Source organism: Sinobaca sp. SA16-1 (assembly GCF_059510515.1).
Genome location: NZ_JCAKFL010000002.1, coordinates 45731 through 66755, shown reverse-complemented (window position 1 = coordinate 66755; position 21025 = coordinate 45731). Strand labels below are relative to the sequence as shown.

Annotated in this window: 17 protein-coding genes and 1 other RNA gene; 1 reads left to right on the top strand and 17 read right to left on the bottom strand. The window is 51.3% G+C overall.

Annotated elements, in window-relative coordinates; all coding sequences use genetic code 11:
• Nucleotide 1: 1 nt before the first annotated feature.
• From AC5W2J_RS04425 to AC5W2J_RS04390, 8 genes are all read right to left on the bottom strand, one after another.
• On the bottom strand, nt 2-1531 hold the full coding sequence (locus AC5W2J_RS04425) for an ABC transporter permease/substrate-binding protein (RefSeq protein ID WP_496058282.1): 1530 nt from the start codon (nt 1529-1531) through the stop codon (nt 2-4).
• Nucleotides 1531-2595 carry an ABC transporter ATP-binding protein gene (locus tag AC5W2J_RS04420; RefSeq protein ID WP_496058281.1) on the bottom strand — a complete coding sequence of 355 codons (1065 nt, stop codon included), beginning with the start codon at nt 2593-2595 and terminating at the stop codon, nt 1531-1533. The genes AC5W2J_RS04425 and AC5W2J_RS04420 overlap by 1 nt, the downstream gene beginning before the upstream one ends.
• Before the next feature lie 159 nt (nt 2596-2754).
• On the bottom strand, nt 2755-3498 hold the full coding sequence (fabG, locus tag AC5W2J_RS04415; RefSeq protein ID WP_496058280.1) for a 3-oxoacyl-[acyl-carrier-protein] reductase: 744 nt from the start codon (nt 3496-3498) through the stop codon (nt 2755-2757).
• Between the two features lie 30 nt (nt 3499-3528).
• Complete coding sequence (locus AC5W2J_RS04410; RefSeq protein ID WP_496058279.1) at nt 3529-4812, bottom strand: GntP family permease; 1284 nt, start codon at nt 4810-4812, stop codon at nt 3529-3531.
• Between the two features lie 15 nt (nt 4813-4827).
• A complete protein-coding gene (locus tag AC5W2J_RS04405) occupies nt 4828-6399 on the bottom strand; it encodes an acyl CoA:acetate/3-ketoacid CoA transferase (RefSeq protein ID WP_496058278.1) in 1572 nt (523 codons plus the stop codon).
• A gap of 331 nt (nt 6400-6730) precedes the next feature.
• Nucleotides 6731-8713, bottom strand: a complete 1983-nt coding sequence (locus AC5W2J_RS04400; protein ID WP_496058277.1) for a sigma 54-interacting transcriptional regulator — start codon at nt 8711-8713, stop codon at nt 6731-6733.
• Nucleotides 8714-8789: 76 nt separating this feature from the next.
• Nucleotides 8790-9968, bottom strand: coding sequence for an acetyl-CoA C-acetyltransferase (locus AC5W2J_RS04395; RefSeq protein WP_496058276.1), 1179 nt, complete (start codon nt 9966-9968; stop codon nt 8790-8792).
• A gap of 85 nt (nt 9969-10053) precedes the next feature.
• Complete coding sequence (locus tag AC5W2J_RS04390) at nt 10054-11571, bottom strand: carboxypeptidase M32 (protein WP_496058275.1); 1518 nt, start codon at nt 11569-11571, stop codon at nt 10054-10056.
• A 126-nt stretch (nt 11572-11697) separates the two neighbouring features.
• Between AC5W2J_RS04390 and AC5W2J_RS04385 the strand changes: the two genes are divergently transcribed.
• Nucleotides 11698-12000, top strand: coding sequence for an iron-sulfur cluster biosynthesis family protein (locus AC5W2J_RS04385; RefSeq protein ID WP_496058274.1), 303 nt, complete (start codon nt 11698-11700; stop codon nt 11998-12000).
• 32 nt (nt 12001-12032) lie between these two features.
• Here AC5W2J_RS04385 and AC5W2J_RS04380 read toward each other — a convergent pair whose 3' ends face one another.
• From AC5W2J_RS04380 to AC5W2J_RS04340, 9 genes are all read right to left on the bottom strand, one after another.
• Nucleotides 12033-12341, bottom strand: a complete 309-nt coding sequence (locus AC5W2J_RS04380; protein WP_496058273.1) for a hypothetical protein — start codon at nt 12339-12341, stop codon at nt 12033-12035.
• A 105-nt stretch (nt 12342-12446) separates the two neighbouring features.
• Nucleotides 12447-13589 carry a THUMP domain-containing class I SAM-dependent RNA methyltransferase gene (locus tag AC5W2J_RS04375; protein WP_496058272.1) on the bottom strand — a complete coding sequence of 381 codons (1143 nt, stop codon included), beginning with the start codon at nt 13587-13589 and terminating at the stop codon, nt 12447-12449.
• Between the two features lie 115 nt (nt 13590-13704).
• Nucleotides 13705-14086: RNase P RNA component class B (rnpB, locus tag AC5W2J_RS04370), an RNA gene on the bottom strand.
• Between the two features lie 57 nt (nt 14087-14143).
• On the bottom strand, nt 14144-14551 hold the full coding sequence (locus AC5W2J_RS04365; RefSeq protein ID WP_496058271.1) for an RNase H family protein: 408 nt from the start codon (nt 14549-14551) through the stop codon (nt 14144-14146).
• Between the two features lie 9 nt (nt 14552-14560).
• Entirely contained in the window at nt 14561-14896 is a 336-nt protein-coding gene (gene gpsB / locus AC5W2J_RS04360) for a cell division regulator GpsB (RefSeq protein WP_496058270.1), read from the bottom strand.
• Between the two features lie 96 nt (nt 14897-14992).
• Nucleotides 14993-15538 (bottom strand): SLOG family protein, encoded by a 546-nt coding sequence (locus AC5W2J_RS04355; protein ID WP_496058269.1) that lies wholly within the window; start codon nt 15536-15538, stop codon nt 14993-14995.
• 1 nt (nt 15539) lies between these two features.
• Entirely contained in the window at nt 15540-16787 is a 1248-nt protein-coding gene (locus AC5W2J_RS04350) for a ribonuclease H-like domain-containing protein (RefSeq protein WP_496058268.1), read from the bottom strand.
• Entirely contained in the window at nt 16777-19074 is a 2298-nt protein-coding gene (locus AC5W2J_RS04345) for a DEAD/DEAH box helicase (RefSeq protein WP_496058267.1), read from the bottom strand. Before AC5W2J_RS04345 ends, AC5W2J_RS04350 begins: the two co-directional genes overlap by 11 nt.
• A gap of 645 nt (nt 19075-19719) precedes the next feature.
• Nucleotides 19720-20967, bottom strand: a complete 1248-nt coding sequence (locus tag AC5W2J_RS04340) for a YeeE/YedE family protein (RefSeq protein ID WP_496058266.1) — start codon at nt 20965-20967, stop codon at nt 19720-19722.
• Between the last annotated feature and the right edge of the window lie 58 nt (nt 20968-21025).

Sequence of the window (21025 nt, the reverse complement as noted above, 5' to 3'; positions counted from 1 at the left end):
GTTAGAGTAAATCCACCGACTGCAGAAACTCTTCTGCTACGTCGTAAGGGTCTTCGTCTTCGTATTCCACTTTGTAGTTCATCTCCTGCATTTCCTCATCGGTAATCATCCCGCTGAGACGATTCAGGGGCTCTTCGAGTTCCGGATACTCTTCAAGCGTTTCCTGTTTCATGAGAGGTGCTCCCTGGTAAGGCGGGAACAGATTCTCGTCATCTTCCATCAGGGCCAGGTCGTACTCGATAATATCTGCCCCTGTCGAAAAGGCATCAATAAAATCAACCTGTTCGGTCGTTAATGCCCGGGTACGCAGACCTGAATCCATCGTCTCTACATTTTCAAAAGAAAAGCCGTAGATGTCCTGTAACCCTATATACCCGTCTTCGCGGTCGGCAAACTCAAACGTAAAGCCGGCGGTAAGCTGATCCCGGTATGGCTCCATGTCCGAGATCGTCTCAATGCCGAGCTCTTCAGCGGTTTCTGCCCGTACCGCAAGCGCATAGGTATTGTTAAAGGCCATTGGCTCCAGATAGGCCAGGTCGTATTCTTCCATCAGGCCTGTTTTCGTACGTTCATACACTTCTTCTTCGGTCGTTCCCGGCTCCGGCGTTTCATCGAGCAGTGTCGTCAGTGCCGTGCCGGTGAATTCCAGGTAAATATCGACATCGTCGGACTGAAGCGCGTTAAACGCAATATCAGTGCTTCCCATCCCGGTGCGGATATCCACCAGTAAATCCGTTTCCTCCTCAATGAGGTGCTTGTACATATTCGCAATAATTTCCGGCTCAGCGGTAATCTTGCCGCCGATTGTAATCTGCGGCTGCTGGGCAAAGGAAAACAGCGGCGCCAGAGCGATCGCAATCGACAGCCCGAGCACAACAAAAATAGGGGCGAGCGTTTTCCCCTGGGAGCGCTTTTCCGTCATGCGCAGTATAAAGTCAAAAAACAGGGCCAAAAGAGCTGCGGGAAGAGCCCCCAGGAGGATATACGCATTGTTTGCTCTGTCGATCCCGGTCATAATAAAGTCGCCGAGGCCGCCGGCGCTGATCAGCGCTGCGAGCGTAGCCGTGCCGACAATTAAAACCATCGACGTGCGAATGCCCGCCATAATGATCGGCATCGCCATCGGAAGCTCGATTTTACGAAGCTTTCGAAACGAAGACATCCCCATGCCGACAGCTGCTTCCTGAATCGACGGATCGACTCCCTGTATGCCCGTGTATGTATTCCGCAGAATGGGAAGAAGCGCATAGGCGGTAAGAGCGACTACGGCCGGCAGGGTGCCAATTTGATTCAAAAGCAGGATCATAAACCCGAGCAGCGCCAGACTCGGAATCGTCTGCAGCACGGCAGCGACTCCAATAATCGGCTCCGCAAATTTCTGCTTCCGGGTAAGAATAATGCCAAGCGGGACGGCAATCAGAACGGCAAACAACAGCGCCACGACGGACATATGCACGTGCTGCCACATCACCTGCCAGAATTCGCCCTGGCGGGTGGAAAACAGCTCCCATAGTTCCTGTAAGGTCGCCATCAGGCCAGCTCCCCTTCCGGTTTCAGCTGGGCTTTTTTCATAAACTGGACAATATCCCGGTAGCTGAGGACCCCATCAATGCGGGTGCCGGTCAGCACGGGAAGCGCATCGAGCTCCGTGTTGTCAAAGGATTTCAAAGCATGTTTGAGCGTGTCGTCCGGATGCACGGCCGGATCATTGGATACGATGCCTTCGGCTGCCCGCCGTCCGACGTACGTGCGGTCGTCTCTAAAAATATAAAGGGGCGCCGGGTACAGGGGATACCCGCTGACTTCCTGATGCCGTGCGAGCAGGTGGCTGTCCGGATTCATCACTTCTTTTACCCGGGTGTCCCACGGGTCGCGGCGGTCGCCGATAAAGCTTTTCACAAAATCGTCGACCGGCTCATTTACAAGCTCTTCGCGGCTGCCCACCTGAACGATATGGCCGTCTTTCATCAGACAGATGCGGTCGCCAAGGGCGAGCGCTTCGTCAATATCGTGCGTCACAAACACAATCGTTTTCTGGATATCGGCCTGAAGCCGGCGGATATCTTTTTGCAGCTGTTCACGGCTGATCGGATCGAGCGCACTGAACGGTTCATCCATTAAAATAATGTCCGGGTTGCCGGCCAGGGCACGGATAACACCGATCCGCTGCTGCTGTCCGCCGGAGAGTTCGGAGGGCCGGCGGTTCCGATAAGTATCCGGATCGAGGCCGACCATGCGGAGGAGCTCATCCACCCGCTCATGGACTTCTGTTTTTTTCCACTTGCGCATTTCCGGTACGACTGCGATGTTTTCGGCAATCGTCATCGTCGGGAACAGGGCAATCTGCTGGAGCACATAGCCGATGTTCCAGCGCAGCTCCTGGCGGTTCCAGTCGGTGATATCTTTATCCTCGATGGTAATGCGGCCAGAAGTCGGTTCAATAAGGCGGTTGATCATTTTCAGCGTGGTCGTTTTTCCACAGCCGCTTGGGCCGATCAGAACAAAAAACTCGCCTTTGTTGATTGTCAGGTTAAATTGTTCTACGGCGGTGGACTGGTCTGCAAATTGCTTTGTAATGTCGTGAAAAGATATCATGTCGTCAAGCCCTTTCTTGGTATAATCGCCTGTTGCCTCGCATACAGGGGGAGGAAAGCTGACCTAATCATATTTCATCTTCCAATCCTTTACAAACAAAAAGGGACGACAAAAAACCGGAGGGGACGTGGTGTCTCCTCCGGTCTGTTGATTTATTGGTTAAATTACCGCACCGCCGTCTACATTCAGGACGGTGCCTGTAATAAAGGACGCTTCGTCTGAAGCGAGAAATGCGTAGGCGTTGGCAATGTCTTCGGGGGTGCCGAGCGTACCGAGCACCGCTTTTTCTTTCATCATTGCCAAGGCTTTTTCCGGCATTTTCTCTGTCATCGGGGACAGAATGAAGCCCGGTGCCACCGAGTTCACCCTGATTTTCCAGCGGCCGAGCTCTTTCGCCCACGTTTTCGTCATGCCATTGATGCCGAACTTGGAGGCCGCGTAGTTGGTCTGGCCGAAATTGCCATAGATACCTACGACTGAGGAGGCGTTTAAAATCACACCGGACTCCTGCTCTTTCATGAGCGCCGCCGCTTTCTGGGTCATGAGGAATACGCCTTTTAAATTAACGTTTATGACCTTGTCCCAGTCCTCTTCTTCCATTTTTAACAGCTGGGCGTCTGCTGTAATCCCGGCATTGTTGATTAAAATATCCACCTTCGAAAACGTTTGAACGCTTTTTTCGAGGACATGGTCAATATCGGTTTTGTTTGTAATGTCGGCTTTAAGCCCGAGTATGTGACTTTCGTACTCTGTTGATTCGTTAACAACGTGGTCGAGGTCTTCCTGATTCACATCCACGATCACGACGTTCGCGCCTTCTGTGAGAAACTTTTTGGCGGTAGCCGCGCCAATGCCGCGGCCGCCTCCTGTAATAACCGCTGTTTTTCCTTCTAATCGTTTCATGATTTATCCTGATCCTTTCTGTTCGGTGTATTACACAAGACCCATGCTTGCTAGAACGATGGCAACAACAGTAGCGAAAATTGGAATCGCTACGGCAACGACGAAGATGTCTTTATAGGAATCTTTATGCGTCATACCGGTTACGGCAAGGAGCGTCAGGACAGCACCGTTATGAGGAAGGGCATCGAGGCCGCCGGATGACAATGAGGCTACCCGGTGGAATGCTTCCGGACTGATGCCCGTCTCGAGTGCGAGCTGATAATACTGCTCGCCCAGCGCTTCAAGCGCGATACCCATACCGCCTGACGCAGAACCGGTTGCCCCTGCCAGGATGTTAACGGCAATCGCTTCGGAAATCAGCGGACTGCCGCGGACGCCGAGAAGCAGTTCTGTTAACCGGTCAAATCCGGGTACGTTCTGTACTACCGTACCAAACCCAACGGCGGCACTTGTATTAATAATAGCGAGTACAGAACCGGACGCCCCGGCGTTCATCGCCTTTACATACCCTCTCCACTTGTCGATATTGAGCAGCAGGATAAGCACGATACCGGAAATCAAGGCAACGACGATATCCCAGCCGAGTATGTTTAATGTGACCAGTACAACGATAAGCGGCAGAATCGACAGCAGAAACAACGGAGTTTTTCCATCATCTTCCACAATTTTTTTGTCTTTTGGTTCGGTGAAAATCTCACCCTTCGCACTCATTTTCTTTTCTCTCCACCGCAGGTACAAGTAACCGCCGACGCCCATCACAGCAGCGGCCGCAAGACCCATCACAGGGGCAGCCGTGGCTGTCGTTTCAAAGGAGGCAATTGGGATCAGGTTCTGAATCTGCGGCGTTCCCGGCAGGGCCGTCATCGTAAACGTGAGGGCGCCAAGTGCAATGGTAGGCGGGATCAGCTTTCTTGTAATGTTTGCCTCTCTGAACAATGTAAGAGACAGCGGATACACGGCAAACACAACGACAAAGAGGCTGACTCCCCCGTAAGTAAGAATAGCAGCGGACACGACAACGCTTAAGATGGCCCGCTTTGTTCCGATAAAACGGCTCAGTGCCATTGCAACAGACCGGGCCATGCCCGTATCTTCCATTAACTTACCAAAAATAGCTCCGAGCAGAAAAACCGGGAACCACTGCTGGGCGAATCCGACAAACCCGCTCATGTACGTGTCTGTGTAAGCATCAAGCAGATTCAATCCTCCAAATATTGCTACAACCCCGGCAGCGATAGGCGCCACCCAGATAATGGACCAGCCCATGTAGGCGAGCACCATGAGAACGATAAGACCTAGTATTATTCCTAACATGTGTTATTCCTCCTTTTATTGAACGACGGGCTCATCCTGCGGCCCTGCTATTCCCATCACCGCTTCGGAAAACAAACGAACGTCCATCGTCCGAAGCGGCTCCGCCATCAGCGGAGTAAAATCCATATGGGCCAAAATATCTTTTTCCAAATCAATGCCGGGGGCAATTTCTGTTAACAAAAGCCCCTCGGGACGCAGTTCAAACACGGCCCGCTCGGTAATGTAAAACACGTCCTGCTTTACTTCCGTGGCGTAGTCGCCGCTGAAAGTCACATGCTCTACCTGTTTCACAAACTTAGGAAACCTGCCTTCCTGTTCAATCGTCAGCTTTCCATCCCCTACATGGGTCTTCAAGCCGCCTGCGGTGAATGTACCGCAGAAAACGACTTTTTTGGCGTTTTGGGAGATATTAATAAATCCGCCGGCCCCGGCTATTTTCGGGCCGAACTTACTGACATTGACATTCCCGGACTGATCGAGCTGAGCAAGCCCCAGAAACGCTACATCAAGGCCGCCGCCGTCATAAAAATCAAATTGATACGGCTGGTCGATAATCACGTCAGGGTTGGTGGATGCCCCAAAGCTTTTTCCTCCTGCCGGAATCCCGCCGATCGGACCGGATTCCAGTGTAAGGCGGAGATCCCGGCCGACACCTTCTTCATTGGCTACCATGGCGACGCCCTCCGGCATGCCAATCCCCAAGTTCGTAACCGCATGCGGCACAAGCTCCATCACCGAACGGCGTGCGATGACTTTCCGCTCCGTCAGCGGCAGACGGGCCAGGGAATGCACGGAAGTGCGGATTTCTCCGCTGTAGGCCGGATTATACTGCTCGCCGTTTGTCTGCATGTGATCTTCCGGCGGCGCTTCGACGATGGCATCGACATAAATGCCGGGGATTTTCGTCAGCCGCGGCTGCAGGGTACGCGCCTCCACCACTTTTTCCACCTGTAGGATAACGATGCCGCCTGAATTTTTGGCCGCCTGGGCGATCGAGAGCACTTCGAGCGTCGCCGCTTCTTTTTCCATGGAGGCATTCCCATGTTCATCGGCGTACGTTGCCCGAATCAATGCCACATGAATAGGAAACGTTTTGTAAAATAAGTAGTCGGTTCCGTTAATAGGAAACAGTTCCACGTAGTCTTCTGTGCTTTTTGTATTCAGCTTACCGCCATCAAGCCTTGGATCCACAAATGTTTTCAGGCCGACGTGGGTCAGCAGGCCCGGCTTTTTCGCCGCAATATCCCGGAACAGGTGGGTAATCACCCCCTGGGGAAGATTGTAAGCTTCTATTTTATTTTCAATCGCCAGTTTTGCAAGCTTCGGGGCCAGTCCCCAGTGGCCGCCGATCACCTTTTTGATCAGTTTTTCATGGCCTACGTTATTTAACCCCTTTTCTGCCCCATCCCCCTGCCCGGCTGCATAAACCAGCGTTAAATCAACCGGCTGCTGTTCTTGTTCAAATCGCCGGCCGAGTGCTTTCGTCAGCGCTTCCGGATGGCCGTTTCCAACAAATCCACCGGTGGCGACAGTCGCCCCGTTTGGTATCATTCCTACAGCCTGTTCTACACTCATTACTTTAGACATAAGAAAAATCCTCCCTCTTCCTTGTATACGCTTACATAATATATCTGCAAGTTGTGTGCCAACTTCTCTCGTATTCATAATAAAATATAAAAAAAAAGACAATCCCGCAGGATTGTCTTTTTTCAACTGCCTTGAAACCGCGTACATTCAGTCTGTGCTCTTTTTATAAAAGGAAAAAAACAGCCGTATTTATTTTTATTGGGGGGAAGGGAAAAAACGGCTGTCTGTTTTTTAAAAGTCGTAATGTGTAGGAAACACAAGAAAAGTGTTCGAATTTATATACACTTTGAAAGCGTTATTGCTTGATATGTTCAGCAATCCGCACATATAGCTATTTCTCTACAATAGATGTGCGGGATTCTGAACACTCAGCGTCTTCGAGCCGTTTCCATTTTTCATAAAACGCGGTCCGGCTGATGCCGAGCAGTTTGGCGGCATAGCTTTTGTTGCCGCCGGCGTAACGCAGCGCCCCGGCCAGTGCCTCTTTTTCTGCGCGCTGCACCGTTTCCTGAAGAGAGCGGATAGGGGCGGCCGCCCTGCCCTGCAGCAATTTATCCGGCAGATGCACCGCTTCGATCGGTTCGTTTGCTGCTGCCATGTTTACGGCCCGTTCAAGAACGTTTTCAAGCTCCCGGACGTTTCCGGGCCAATCGTAGTTGAGAAAGTACCGGCCCGCCTCTTCCGAAAGCCCCAGGACGGGTTTGCCCATCTGTTCGGTAATCCGCTTGAGCGCCGCTTCCACTAAAACCGGAATGTCGGACTTCCGCTCCCGCAGCGGCGGGATCGTTATCGGCATCACGTTTAAGCGGTAGTATAGATCGAGCCGGAACTCTTTTCGCTCCACCATCGTTTCCAGGTCGCGGTTTGTTGCTGCAATAACACGGATATCGACAGGCGTCGATCGGATATCCCCGACCTTTTCCACTTCCTTTTCCTGCAGCACCCGCAGAAATTTTACCTGCATATGAAGCGGAAGCTCCCCGATCTCGTCCAGAAAGATTGTGCCGTGCTGGGCGGCTTCAAATTTCCCCTTCTTGCCGCCTTTGCGTGCTCCTGTAAAAGAGCCGTCCACGTAGCCGAACAGCTCCGACTCCAGCAGATCGGGAGGGATTGCCGCACAATTTACTTTGACAAAAGGTCCGGCGGCGCGTGTGCTGGCCCCGTGCACCGCATGGGCAAACAATTCTTTGCCGGTGCCGCTTTCCCCGAGAAGCAGTACATTGGAATCCCCCTGCGCGGCCTGATGCGCCATCTGCTTTGTTTTGCTCATCGCTTCATGGGTGCCGATAATGTCATCCAGCTGATAGCGCGACGTATTTTGTTCCTGCCATTCCCCTTTGTAATGTTTCCAGTCTTTTTCCATCTGCTGGATGCGCGTCTGCAGTCCTTTAACACCGGTTATGTTTTTAAAAAGGACCTTGCCAAGCGCTCCGGTGATTTTCCCGTTCTTAATAATGGGCACCCGGGTAGCAACCATGTAGCCGGTTTTTAACTTTTGAAAGTCGGCAATCTCCGGCTTGCCCGTTTTGGCCACAATATGCATTCTTGTGTTTTCAATTACTTCCGTACAGTGGCGCCCGATCATCTCTTTTGGGTTTACGCCCAGAAATTCTCCGTATTCTTTGCTCAGCATCGTTATATAGCCGTCTTTATCGACCGTTATAATGCCGTCGTATAAATACTCGTAGATCATTTCCAAAAGCTCCGCGCGCTCTTCTCCGCCGGTATTGGCTGCGCCCGGTCTTAGTGCATAGTAAAAGATAAGCCCGTCTTCTTCGGCGGACTGCTGTTTTTCGATCGTATACGTGTCATCCACCGCTGACACATACAGGGACAGCTTAGTGGACGAAGACGCCTGAACACTCTCCCACTCTTCTTTTGTGAACAGAGGCGGCTCGCCGTCATTTGTAAACAGCACCGTTCCTTTTGTGTCGGTAATCCATACCTGCATTGGCGCCATTGCGAGCATGGTCTGCAGCCGTTTGCTTTCTTTTACCAGCGGAGCCAGAGGGACCAGACCCGCAAAGGTGGATCGTTCGTAATAGGCAACCCGCCCCCCGCCTTCATAGGACGGGGCATAAAGGCCGGATGCGGCGGGTTCCACCCAGCGGCGGATCGGCTCCTCCGGAGAAATGCCGTTAATCACGGTCTCAAACAGTATATTTTGGTGAAGCAGGCCGATAAACTGCTGCTGTTCGTTAAGCACGGGAAGCTCAGCGGCCCCGTGCTCTTTTAATATTAACGCCGCTTCTTTTATTGTCGTTGAACCCTGCAGCGTACAGGCGAATGTCTGCAGATCAATCGGTCGGTTCATTAGTCTCCCCCCTGTAGATACGAATCAAAAACCTGTCTGGTATCTTTACAGTATACCAAACAGGTCGGGGAAATCGTTATCTTTCGACAATAATCGCGGTGCCCTGGCCGCCGCCGATACATAGAGTTGCCAGGCCTCTTTTTACGTCACGTCGCTTCATCTCGTACAGCAGTGACGTCAGTACCCGGGCTCCGGACGCTCCTATCGGATGTCCGAGCGCGATGGCTCCTCCGTTCACATTAATCTTTTCTGGATCGATCTGCAGGTCCTGGGCAACTGCCAGTGACTGGGAAGCGAATGCTTCGTTGGCTTCCACCAGATCAATGTCGTCCATCGTCAGGCCGGCGCGCTCAAGCGCCTGGCGGGAAGCAGGAACCGGACCGTATCCCATAATAGCAGGGTCAAGCGCTGCGTTGCCGTAGGAGACAATTGTTGCTAATGGGGTGAGGCCAAGTGCTTCTGCTTTGTCCTTCGACATGACGACAAGAGCGGCCGCACCGTCATTTAAGCCCGAAGCATTTCCTGCAGTCACGGTACCGTCTTTTTTAAACGCCGGACGCAGTCGTTCGAGTTTTTCCATCGTCATGTCTTTTTTAGGATGTTCATCCACTGACACGGTAATCGGATCTTTCTTTCGCTGCGGCACATCCACCGGAACAATTTCTTCATCAAAATAGCCGTTTTCAATCGCGGCGGCGGCCCGCTGCTGGCTGCGCAGAGCAAATTCATCCTGCTCTTTTCTGCTGAACGACCAGCGCTCCGCAATATTTTCAGCGGTAATACCCATGTGAATCGGTTCAAACGAGTCCATCAGTCCGTCCTGAAGCATCGTATCCACGAGCTCCGTGCTGCCCATCCGTGTGCCCCATCGGGCCAATGGCATGACATAAGGGGCGTTGCTCATCGATTCGGCGCCGCCGGCAAGAACCACGTCAGTGTCGCCTGCTTTGATAAACTGGGCAGCCATGCTCACACTTCTTAGACCCGACCCGCACACTTTATTAATCGTCATTGCCGGTACCGTATGCGGAAGACCGGCATGTACGGCAATCTGGCGGGCCACATTCTGGCCGAGCCCGGCTGACAGCACATTCCCTAATACGGTTTCTTCAATATCGTCCGGAGATAAACCGGCCCGTTTGACTGCTTCTTTTACAGCGACTTTTCCCAGGTCTACAGCAGATACATGTTGAAATGCCCCTCCAAAACTACCAATCGGTGTTCTGGCTGCGCTTACAATAACGGCTTCTTTCATTCTTATCGACTCCTTTTAGAATATAGAAAAAGAGAAGCTGTCTTCTCTTCTCTTTTCCTTTGTAGTATGCAATTTATATGCCAACTCAGCTAAACTGATAGAGGTCTTTGTACTTGTCCGATAAATAGCTCAGTAAATAATCGGGATTAATTTCTTCGCCGGTGGCGTCTTTGATTAGTTCAATCGGCGTTTTGCTGCGCCCATATTGATGAATGTTTGCCGTCATCCACTCGCGGATCGGCTCCAGGTCCCCCTGCTCCACCAGTTCATCAAATGCCGGCAGGTCCTTGTCCATTGCGGCTTTTAACTGGGCGGCATAAATATAGCCGAGCGCATAGGACGGAAAGTAGCCGAAAGCGCCAAACGCCCAGTGTACATCCTGAAGGACGCCTTTGTCGTTCGATGGTGGCGTGACGCCCAGATACTCCTGCATTTTTTCATTCCATACGCGGGGAAGGTCTTTTACTTTCAGGCTGCCTTCGATCAGCTGCTTTTCCATTTCATAACGGAGAATGATATGCAGGCAGTATGTGAGCTCGTCCGCTTCAATCCGGATCAGGGAGGGCTTTGCTTCATTGATTGCCCGGTAAAATTCCTGCAGGGACACTCCTGTAAATTGGTCCGGTGCATAAGACTGCAGCAGCTCGTAGTTTTTCTCCCAGAATTTCGGGTGCCGGCCGACAAAATTCTCCCAGAACAGCGACTGGGATTCATGAATGCCCATCGAGGCGCCATCGCTTAAAATCGTTCCGGCCAGTTCGTCGGCAATATTCTGTTCGTACAGCGCATGCCCGCCCTCGTGGATTGTACCGAAGACCGCCGTCCGAAAGTCCGCTTCATCATACTTCGTTGTAACCCGGACATCGTTTGGATTTAACCCGATCGCAAAAGGATGCACCGTCTCATCCAGGCGGCCCGCTTCAAAGTCATACGTCATCTGCTTTAATACATCCAGGCTGAAAGCCCGCTGCTTGTCTTTCGGAAACATGGAAAACAGAAAATCCGTCTTTGGCTTTTGGTCGGAGGAGGTGACCCCTTCGACGAGTGGAATTAACCCTTCCCGCACTTTCGCGAAAATTGCATCCAGTTTATCGACTGTCATGCCCGGCTCATAGTCTTCAAGCAGCGCATTATACGGGTGGGAGTCATAGCCCCAGTGGTCGGCGAACCGGCGGCTGAAATCTACAATTTTCTCCAGGTACGGTTCAAACATCGCAAAGTCATCGGCCTCTTTCGCCTCTTCCCATACGCTTTCCGACTTGGCAGTCAGAATGCTGTATTCTTGAAACTCTGCTTCGGGTATTTTTGTCATGCGGTCGTATTCTTTTTTCAATTCCGCAGCGGCTTTTTTGGATGTATCCGATACATCGGTCCCCTGGTGGCCGAGCACCGCATGTAAATATTTTGCTGTTTCATCAGACGTTTTAATTTTAAACAGCTCGGTGGCCATCATCCCTGCCACATCCGCCCGTTCATCGATTCCTTTTTTCGGTGCCCCCGTGCGGGAGTCCCAGTTTAACAGACCAATTGCCTGTTCATAGGCGCTGATCTTCTTTAAATGGCTCCGGAATGCCTGTTCCAGGTCTTGATTAAGTGTCGTCATCGTTACGTCCTCCATTATAGATATTTCGTTACTGGAAATACTTTCTCTTTAAGTATAAACAATCCTGCAGGAATTTTGAAAGAATTTTCTATTCATGATATAAAGAAGAAGGAAAGGCGGGATACTATGAATTTATCCATCAGCGAAGCCGCGGCTCTGCATTATCAAAAGGAAATGGGCATGCAGGCAGGCGACCACCTGAGATTGTTTGTCCGTGTCGGCGGCGTCGGCTCCGGCGGATTTTCCATCGGTGTGAGCAGGGAAAATCCGGAAAATACTGCCTATATCCTTGAGAAAAGCGGCATTCAGTTTTTTGTAAACCCTCAGGATCAATGGTATATCGACGGCATGGATATTACCTATGACGAAACGATCGATTACCTGAACTTTTCAAATCCCCGCATGGAAGATACCGCCCATCCGGAATAAATAAGAAAGCCGGCCATGGCGGCCGGCTTTTTTTATCCTTCAATGGAGGAAAAAGAATGGGTAATATCGCGCGCCGTGTTTTCGACAATCACGGTCGTCCCTTTCAATGTCCAATCATGAATCGTTAATTCTTCGATACCTTCCGGGCGGTCCGGACGGCTCAGGCGCTGGCGGTCGAGGCGGATTCTGCCTGTTTCCCCGGCCAGTGCAGCCGCGTCTTCCTCCCGCAGCTGGATGACCTCGTTTTGTTCATCAGATACGTTCGCTTCATGGACGTTTCCAACGCTGTGCCACTGTCCGTCTTTTTCAATCGATAGGTTCCAAAGCTTCGGCTGTTCCATCTTCTGCCCCTCCTTTGCTGGCTAGTAACAGATATTCCCTATCGCTGCCGGCGCGAAACAAAACGTCCTTTTTTTCCGGGAACGGAGAAAAAGGACGTTTTGGTATTAACTGCGGCGCGGCGGACGCTCTCCCCAGTACTGGTAATAATCGGTGCGGATGTTGCCATTGTAAAGCTTGCGCTTTTTAGTGGCTTTCGCGCCGTACGTATTTTCAAACTTTTCATCAGACGTAATAATATAAACCGACCATGTGGAGAGCGGCTTCCAGATCTTGCCGAGGTTCCGGTACAGCTCTTTAACTTCTTCTTTTTCCCCGACGCGTTCGCCGTAAGGGGGGTTTGTAATAATCGAGCCGTACTCTTTATTTGTCGTAAAGTCGACCGCCTGCATCTGCTTGTAGGTAATCGCGTCCTGCAGTCCGGCTTCTTCGGTGTTTTCTATAGCAAGCTCCACCATCCGGTGGTCAATGTCACTGCCGGTAATATCAAGCGGCAGGTCGTAGTTCGCTTTATCGTCCGCTTCCTCGCGGGCCTGGTCCCACCATTCTTTTTTTAGAATGCCCCAGTCTTCCGAGTCAAAAAAGCGGTTGATGCCAGGGGCAATATTCCGGCCGATGAGGGCGGCTTCAATCGGAATCGTGCCGGATCCGCAGAAAGGGTCAACGAGCGGGTAATCCGGGTTCCAGTGGCTGAGCTTAATCATCGCAGCGGCAAGCGTTTCTTTTAACGGAGCGGCGCTGTGCAGCGACCGGTATCCGCGCTTATGAAGGCCGACACCTGTAGTATCGAGCGTAAGCGAGACTTCGTCTTTTAAAATAGCCACTTCCACTTTGAATAAAAAGCCGTCTTCAAAAAACCACTCTTTTTTATACGTCTGCTTCAACCGCTCCACGATCGCCTTTTTTACAATCGCCTGGCAGTCGGGGACGCTGTACAACGTTGATTTAACCGAGCGTCCGGTCACAGGAAAAGCCGCATTTTCCGGAAGAATGTCTTCCCAGGGCAGGGCTTTCGTTTTTTCGAATAAATCATCAAACGTGCGCGCCTGAAACGAGCCGAGCTGCAGTTTAATCCGGTCGGAGGTACGCAGCCACATGTTCAGGCGGGGAACGGCCGAAAGCGGGGCCTCGATAATGACCTTGCCGTTTTCAATTTGGGTATTTGTGTAGCCGAGATCCTTTACTTCTTTAGCCACGATTGCTTCAAGCCCCATCGTGGATGTTGCAATAATCGTTACGTTCTGTTCCATATTATCTCTCCTGTAGCCTGCACGGCTGCTTTTTCAAACCAGATGTTCTGTATAGTATCTATTATATACATAGAAAAAACCCCTGAAAACAGGGGTTTTTATATGCTGAAAGCATTCATGTAAGCCATGTTCTGTTCCTTCGTGCTAAAACGGCTCTTAACCTCGCACTCCGGCGGCAATCATCTATCTGCAGACGAATCTGCCCTTTCTTTCCGTTTGGTTCCTTCCGAAAGGCGCCCCTACCTTATTTTGGGTTTCTCGCTCGAGGGGTTTACCCCGTTCCACTTTTTCCGTTTCCGGAAAAACTACGTCACTGTGGCACATTAAGGATACCGTAACCATATCTTGCGACGTAGGTTACTTCTCCGCCGTCATCCCTTAAAAAGAGATGCCCTGACTTATGCATTCGTCAGGCACGAACACTACAGCCATCCCAGGCTGTGCGAGCATGGACTTTCCTCTGCACTCATCGAAGAGTACAGCGATTGCCTAGAATGCTTTCAGCATGATCTAAGACCATGTGCAATTATATCCGTTCTTGTGCATTTACGCAACTATGCATCGTGCTTTCTTTTCTCTTTCTGCACGGCCTGTTTGGATAGCTGGTCTGCTGCTTTATTTTTCGAGGAAGGAATCCACTTAATAAAATACAAAGGGTGCTCTTCCAAAATGAGCAGGCTTTCCTGCAGGTGGAAAGCAAACACCGGATTTTTTACGTAGCGTTTAGCCACGGCATCATCCACCACCTTCGAATCGGTACAGATGACCGCAGACTCCCAGCCGTGCTCTACACAATAAAGAAGAGCCAGGCGCAGCGCCATAAATTCCGCTTCGTGGTTGGTCCGCACGCCAAGCGGCACAGCCCGGCTCTCCGCACCGCCGCCGCCCGGCTTAATATGAATGCCGGCACCCGAATACCCCGGGCTGCCGGCACTTGCTCCATCAATATAAATAGTATTCATCCGTTCCGATTAACGGGAATTTTCGTCGTAGAGCTTTTTGCCGAATACTTCTTTTTCCAGGTTGGACAGGCGGCGGAGAATATCGTAATTGGTGCTGCCGGCAGCCGTGCTTTCATTGTCGTCGGTGTGATCGCGTCTGGATTCTCTTGATGATGTAATCGGCGCGGTGGAAGCACTGGAGCCGTTGCTGGACTGTTCCAGGTCACGGATGCGGTTTTCAAACGTTTCATAATCCTGAATCACAAGATCCAAAAACTGGTCCACTTCGTCTTTATTGTATCCTTTTACACTGCTTTTAAAGTCTTTGTCTAAAATCTCTTTTGCGCTTAGTCTGGTATTTTCCATTCAAGCTCACCTCATGTCGTAATATTCTGTATCAAAATGATTGTATCATATCATACGTGTGCCTATACCCCTGATCTTGATTTTTCATGCACTGGTTTAGAGCCACTGCTCTTCTTCCACCACATCCTGAATGTCCTGCGGGGTAACCCAGATGATTTCATAGCCGTCGTGTTCCTGTCTCGTTTCGGCAGGTCCCAGGTAAAATTTCGGCGTTCCCGTCATGTCCTCATCATACAGCAGCAGCAGCCCTTCCGTGTGGCCGATAATAAAATCATTTTTAGCACGGAGCTGGCTTGGGTTTGTATATTTAGCATTTGAAATGGGCTTCACAAAGTCCGCCTGTTTCAACAGTTCCGCGTAAGCAAGCTGGGCCGGTTCCGGCCAGATTTTCTCCTGTTCCAGAAAAGGCGGCAGCACAGCAAGCTTCAAGTCCTCCCATTCTTCTTTCATCTGGACCACTACTTCGCCCGCCCACAGCTCGACCCCGGGCTGGCCGGAAATAATGACCCATTCCAGGCCGTTGTCAAGCAGCGCGAGAATGCGGCGCTCCAGTGCTTTTTTTATAAATTTGATTTCTTTGGCATCTGGTTTAAAAATGCCGAGTTCGTGCGGTTTGTATCCCGTTACGGCAACGGTTTTCATGTTATGGTCCTCCTTGGCTGAGCTTGTGTTCCAGCCGGCCGGCCCGTTTGGCCAGATCTGATTTCTGTTTATCGGACAGCTGGTCTGCCGGCAGCGCGGCAGCCTGCTGCACGAGCTCCAGCGCCTGCCGGCGGTTTTTCACCTGATGCTCGTAGTATTTGGCAAGCTCCACCGCCGCTGCGGGGGCGAGGCGCTGCTGAGCGCTCCAGACGAGCAGCCATTTTTCTTCGGCCTCTTCCAGCCGCTTTTCTTTTCTGAGCAGATCGGCATGCGCCAGCAGGCATTTTTCCTGCCACTCTTCACCCATCAGCTCCTCTGCCCCGCTTTTGCGGTAGCACCAGAGCGCTTTTTTCGTTTCACCCTGCTGTTCGAACCAGCGTCCGATTTCGTACGACTCCCGGCCCGAGGGTGCTTCTTCGAGCACGCGCTGCGACAGTTCAATATAGAGCGTAATAAGTGACAGCACGTCCCATTCGTTGTGCTGAAGGATGCCTTCTATAAACCCGGGGTTCGGGTCGTTTAGAAAGTCAAAATAAAGCATCGGAGCCATGTACCCCGGCGTATCGTCCACCCGTTCAAATTGAAGCACGTCGTGTTCCACAATCGAGAGCCTGCATGACTCCAGCGAGTATTTAAACAACCTCCTGGAGGCATGAAGCAGGTCAAAATGGCCGAACTGCGGCAGGTTTGGCACCTCCCGGCGCAAAAGCGTATGGCGTGTGCGGAGCTGCGGCCAGTCAAATGATTTTCCGTTATAGGTGACCAGGTGCTTCATGGAAGGCACGTCGGTGAGAAAATGATGGTAAAACGCGACTTCCGCTTCCGGTCCCGGCAGAAAATACTGCGTTACGGTCACGTGATTCTCTTTAAAGCGGGCGTCGCCTAAAAGAAAAATCATGTTGCCGGTGCCGCCGCTCAGTCCGGTTGTTTCGGTATCAAAAAAAAGCAGGTCTTCCGGGCGCCGTCCTTCCGGATGAAGCGGGTGCACTTCTTCGGTCGCGGCCCATCGTGCAAAAACGGAAAAGATATCCTCGAGGCGGTGTTTGCCGTGCTGGTAGTCAAGCGGATAAACAATTTCCCGCTTCATAATATGGCGGTCTTCAAAATACAGCGGAAACCCCTGCACCGCTTCCCACTCTTTTTGGTAAGGAATTCCGGCAACCGGCCGGTCCGGCTGAGGATTTTCCGCTTTTTTCTGCTTGTCCGGCAGCGACAGGTGATTTTTCATGCGCTGCAGCTTATGTTTCATCGGCCGGCACCTCCTGCTTTTCGGCTTTTTCCAGCTCCGCTATAAAGCGCAGCGTCAGCCATTTGGTCTCTTCCATGCCGGTATCGAGTCCGACACAGGAAGGGCAGCCTGATGTGCACGGGCACCCCTGGATGAGCTGGCGGCACTCTTTAATGAGGCGGGGAAGCTGTTTGTACAAGCTGGAAGCAAGCCCCGTCCCGCCCGGATACCGGTCGTAAATAAAAATCGTTGGCTTTTCTGAGTGGGTGGCTTTCATCTGTGGCACGACGTGAAGATCGCTCTGGTCACACATCACATGGACCGGCGCAACGTGGCGGATAATCTGGGCCAGTCCCGTCAGTGCCTGCTCGAGAGGGTCTTTTCCAAACTGTTCCAGTACGTGATCCGGAAAGCTCAGCCAGCAGGCGTTTGTATGCAGCTCTTCTTCAGGAAGGTAAATCGGACCTGAACCGATGTTTTCAAAGCTGCCGAGCTTAATTTTTTTGAAGATCGTGGCTTTGGCGTGGACCATCACATCGCCGTAGGCCGCTTCATAAAAATCAAAAACAGCTGATTCGTCTTCTTCGAGTACTTTCAGTTCCACTGCAAGGTTGGCGTCCGTGTAATAGTCCACGCGCACTTCTTCGACAAACGCCTTCTTCTCCTCCCAGTCGAGCTTCTCGACCTGGTACTGAATGCCCTGATGGAGGTAGACTGCCTCGTCATGCAGCAGCGTCATTGCGCTGAAACGGTCCATTTCCCCGATCACTTTGGACTGGGAAGGAATCGTCTGGTCGATGATAACGACATTTTCCTGGGACGCCGAACGGAGGCTGATGCCGTGGGCCGGAAACGAATCGCTCATCCAGTACCATTTGTTCACGCGGTGGTGCAGCACCTGTTCTTCCGCCAGGTATTCCAGCACATCGGTAATATCGAGGCCGTCAAATGTGTCCCCTTCTTTAAATGGAAGCTCAAAGGCGGCACATTTTAAATGATCAACTAAAATAATTAAATTTTCCGGATGAATCCGTGCGGTTTCCGGATTCTGTTCAAATAAGTATTCCGGATGCTGCATCATGTATTGATCGAGCGGCGCGGAGCTTGCGACAAGCAGTATCAACGATTCTTCCTGCCTGCGTCCCGCCCGTCCCGCCTGCTGCCAGGCGCTGGCAATACTGCCGGGATAGCCTGTCATAATGCACACCTGGAGCTGGCCGATATCGATGCCAAGCTCCAGCGCGTTTGTACTGACAACGCCCATCACGTCCCCGGTACGGAGGCCCCGCTCAATCGCCCGGCGTTCATTGGGGAGGTAGCCGCCGCGGTACCCCTGAATGCTTTTCATGCCCAGCTCTTTACGGACGAGTGTCTGCAGCTGACTGAGAATAACCTCTACCCGCGTCCGGCTCCTTGCAAAAATAATCGTCTGGATGTTTTCCTTTAAAAAACGGGACGCCCAGCGGTTTACTTCAGACGTCGCCCCTTTGCGGATATTCATCGATTCATTGACAATCGGCGGATTGTAAAACACAAAATGTTTTCTGCCGGTCGGTGCGCCGTTGTTATTGATCAGCGCCGTTTCTTTGCCCGTGAGGGTTTCGGCCAATTCCTTCGGGTTGGCGATCGTCGCGGACGTGCTGATAAAAACGGGGTCACTGCCATAGTAGGCAGCAATCCGTTTCAGGCGGCGCAGGACATTGGCTACATGGCTGCCAAACACTCCCCGGTACGTATGAAGCTCGTCGACAACGATATACTTAAGGTTTTCAAACAATGCCACCCACTTCGTATGATGAGGCAGAATGGCCGAATGCAGCATATCGGGATTGGTCATTACGACGTGGCCGGCTTTCCGGATCGCCTGCCGAATCGTCGGAGACGTGTCCCCATCGTACGTAAAGCTTTTGATCGGCTCCCCCAGCTCATCAATAAAGGCATTAATTTCATGCATCTGATCCTGGGCCAGCGCTTTGGTGGGAAACAAATACAGCGCGCGGCTTTCTTTGTCATCTAAAATAGACTGCAGCACGGGAAGGTTATAGCAGAGCGTTTTTCCAGAAGCCGTTGGGGTCACGGCCACAAAGCTCTGCTTCTGGGCGTAGGCTTTTTCAAAGGCGGAAGCCTGGTGCGTGTATAGAGATTCGACCCCCCTCCTGGTCAGCGTTTCCCGGATACGGGTATCAAGGCTCACCGGAAAAGCGGCTGTCTTAGCCGCCGTTTCTTCCACCGTATGCCAATGTTCTATTTGATCGCTTCCTTCTTCTTTAATAAGAGAAATCAGCTCGGATAATGTTTGTTTTTTCATATCTCGTTCACCTCTGTATTCCTATTGTAGCGAATATACGTTTGTTTTTCCATTCTGCGCAGCCGGTCGGTTTTGAACTGTCATAATACAGCACAAAAAAAGCCGGAGTTCCCAGGAACTCCGGCTTTTTGTATTTATTTGATTAGCGGCGGCCGTGGTACTCGTTAATCATTTGAAGCACGGACTGTTCCTCATTCGTTGGGATAAAACGGTTTTCGCCTTCTTTTTTCGTTTCGTTTTTCATGTGGAAAGCCTCCTTGTTTTTGTTATATTATAGTACTGAGTATATATTGTTGTTATAATACAGTCAAGTGTTTTCACTTATTTATTTTAAAAAATGCAATTTTTTCTTAAAATACCGGTGTGAACAGAAAAAGACAAAATATAGGTATTTTTATAAAAAACCTTTACAGGGGTGCTTTCCGCAGGCCATGCCTCAGCTAAAGAGGGGAAAACACCTCTTTATCTTCTCCTATGGCTGTTCTGCAGGAGTCACCCCTGTTTATTTTTCTTCTTTTTTTTCACAAAAGACTTTTAAAGTATTCGAGATAATGTATGGATATACAAAAAGGAACAGTTTCTCGACAAGCTGAAAAACCCTTCCTTTTGTATAAAGGAAGGGTTTTTGATGCTGCTGTTTCTGCCTCAGCAGAAGGTATCTTTTGGTTTGGGGACTGACAATCCGAACAACGGCCGGAGAAACAGCGCTAAAAACGTGCCGGCCAGCGCCATCACGCCCCAGATATAACCGTGGGCGCTGAAAGACGCTATCCCGCCGAAATACGCGCCGATGTTGCAGCCAAAAGCGAGGCGGGCGCCATATCCCATCAGCAGGCCGCCGATAACAGAGGCGGCAGCGTTGCCGGCTTTTATTTTCGTGAAGGAAAACAGGCCGCCGGCCGCGGAAGCAAGAAACGCTCCCAGAATAACGCCAAAGTTCAAAATGGTTGTGGAATCGGCGAAAATAGAACCGTGAAGAGCCGTCAGGTCACCGGCCCAGTAGCTCCAGCTCTCTACGTCAAATCCCATTGCATACGCGGCTTTCGATCCCCAGAGGGTGAAAGCAGACGTTACGCCCCATGGCTGATCCCGTGTCGCGAGCGTTACTGCATTAAGCACGGCTAAAATAATCGCCGCGGCGAACAGCGGCCACGAGCCGCGGAAGATCCGGCGCCATCCTTTTTCGGACGGCACTGCTGCCATTTTCGGCGGGCGGCGCTTTTTCTCAATAATGAGGGTAACCGCGGCGATAACAGCAAATATCCCTAATGAGACGAGCCAGGCTCCACTGTAACCGAGTCCCGTGGACGTAGCCAGCGAGAATGGTTCCGCCGCAGGCATGTCTTCCATCCAGAAATCAAAATGAGCGGCACCGATCGTCGAACCGATGATAAAAAACAGCAGCGTGATGAACATCACGGAACGTCCGCCCCCGACCGCATAAAGCGTGCCGGATGCACATCCCCCTCCAAGCTGCATGCCGATACCGAAGATAAAAGCGCCAACGATAAGGCTGACACCGACCGGTGATACGTACCCGGCTGGTGTTCCTCCAAAAAAGGAAAAGCTTGTTGCCAGAATCGGTGCAAACAGCGTAACCGCTACCGCGAGCATCAGCATGTGGGCCCGAAGTGACTGGCCGTTTCCAACACTCGCCAGCCTCCGAAAAGCCGAAGTGAACCCAAATCTGGCATGAAACAGCGTATAGCCCAGCAGCAGCCCAATCACAAGCAGCAGCGGCTGTACGATATCCTGTGTCAGAAGCAGAAACACCAAAAGGACGGCCGAAACAAGCAGGCCTCCTATAATCAAGCCGTTTTGCGGCTTATTTAATGTAGAAGATTTCTTTTCAGCCGATTTTTGTTCCGATACCGGCTGTACAATAGTAGACATTCACTTCACCCCTTAATCCTATCTTATAAGTCAGAATTACTTGTATATCTTAGGGCGA

Coding starts and splice junctions, on each gene's coding strand:
- AC5W2J_RS04345 (WP_496058267.1), bottom strand. CDS start 19,074: ATGAAAAAACAAACATTATCCGAGCTGATTTCTCTTATTAAAGAAGAA.
- AC5W2J_RS04395 (WP_496058276.1), bottom strand. CDS start 9,968: ATGAAAGAAGCCGTTATTGTAAGCGCAGCCAGAACACCGATTGGTAGT.
- AC5W2J_RS04420 (WP_496058281.1), bottom strand. CDS start 2,595: ATGATATCTTTTCACGACATTACAAAGCAATTTGCAGACCAGTCCACC.
- AC5W2J_RS04400 (WP_496058277.1), bottom strand. CDS start 8,713: ATGAACCGACCGATTGATCTGCAGACATTCGCCTGTACGCTGCAGGGT.
- AC5W2J_RS04405 (WP_496058278.1), bottom strand. CDS start 6,399: ATGTCTAAAGTAATGAGTGTAGAACAGGCTGTAGGAATGATACCAAAC.
- AC5W2J_RS04410 (WP_496058279.1), bottom strand. CDS start 4,812: ATGTTAGGAATAATACTAGGTCTTATCGTTCTCATGGTGCTCGCCTAC.
- AC5W2J_RS04385 (WP_496058274.1), top strand. CDS start 11,698: ATGAATTTATCCATCAGCGAAGCCGCGGCTCTGCATTATCAAAAGGAA.
- AC5W2J_RS04365 (WP_496058271.1), bottom strand. CDS start 14,551: ATGAATACTATTTATATTGATGGAGCAAGTGCCGGCAGCCCGGGGTAT.
- AC5W2J_RS04350 (WP_496058268.1), bottom strand. CDS start 16,787: ATGAAACATAAGCTGCAGCGCATGAAAAATCACCTGTCGCTGCCGGAC.
- AC5W2J_RS04355 (WP_496058269.1), bottom strand. CDS start 15,538: ATGAAAACCGTTGCCGTAACGGGATACAAACCGCACGAACTCGGCATT.
- AC5W2J_RS04390 (WP_496058275.1), bottom strand. CDS start 11,571: ATGACGACACTTAATCAAGACCTGGAACAGGCATTCCGGAGCCATTTA.
- fabG (WP_496058280.1), bottom strand. CDS start 3,498: ATGAAACGATTAGAAGGAAAAACAGCGGTTATTACAGGAGGCGGCCGC.
- AC5W2J_RS04375 (WP_496058272.1), bottom strand. CDS start 13,589: ATGGAACAGAACGTAACGATTATTGCAACATCCACGATGGGGCTTGAA.
- AC5W2J_RS04340 (WP_496058266.1), bottom strand. CDS start 20,967: ATGTCTACTATTGTACAGCCGGTATCGGAACAAAAATCGGCTGAAAAG.
- gpsB (WP_496058270.1), bottom strand. CDS start 14,896: ATGGAAAATACCAGACTAAGCGCAAAAGAGATTTTAGACAAAGACTTT.
- AC5W2J_RS04380 (WP_496058273.1), bottom strand. CDS start 12,341: ATGGAACAGCCGAAGCTTTGGAACCTATCGATTGAAAAAGACGGACAG.
- AC5W2J_RS04425 (WP_496058282.1), bottom strand. CDS start 1,531: ATGGCGACCTTACAGGAACTATGGGAGCTGTTTTCCACCCGCCAGGGC.